This is a genomic window from Afifella sp. IM 167 (genome assembly GCF_020144925.1).
In the GTDB taxonomy this organism is placed as follows: Bacteria; Pseudomonadota; Alphaproteobacteria; order Rhizobiales; family Afifellaceae; genus Afifella.
Genome location: NZ_NSLC01000053.1, coordinates 1 through 513, shown reverse-complemented (window position 1 = coordinate 513; position 513 = coordinate 1). Strand labels below are relative to the sequence as shown.

General features: G+C 72.1%; 1 protein-coding gene. It reads left to right on the top strand.

Features of this window, described 5'->3' with window-relative positions; translation table 11 throughout:
- Nucleotides 1–513, top strand: a 513-nt coding sequence (locus CLD20_RS20105; protein WP_224408451.1) for a hypothetical protein, incomplete at both ends; no start/stop codon positions are given.

Genomic DNA, 513 nt, shown 5'->3' with positions numbered 1-513 from the left:
CGTGGGCTCGGTGATCGGCGCGGTCTCGGTGCTGCCGCTGGCCTTCCTGGTCTGCGGCCAGGGCTGGAAGGCGCTCGCGCCGCAGCTGCTGGACACCCGCATCGTCGTGCTGCTGCCGCTGGCCGTCGGCATCACGCTGCTGGCGCTGGCGCGGCTGCCGTTCCCGTTCATCTACCTAACGGTGCCGCTGATGCTGGGCGCCTTTCTGCTGTCGTATCCGGCGCACCTGCTGCTGACGCTGGCGGTGTCGCTGACCACGGCGCTGGCGATCGGCACCGGCGTCTTCGTGCCGCCGCCGCGGCTGGCGCCGTGGGAGTCGGTCTTCGTCTACCTGGCCTATGCCGCGGCGCTGGTGCCGCCGCAGCTGCTGGCCGCAGCGCAGGCCGGGCTGCTCGACCTCAACGAGCGGCTGCAGGCGCGCTCGCGCCAGCTGCACCGGGTCAACGACGGCCTGGAGCAGTTCGTTCGCATCGCCTCGCACGACCTGCGCGAGCCGCTGAACACGGTGCTGCA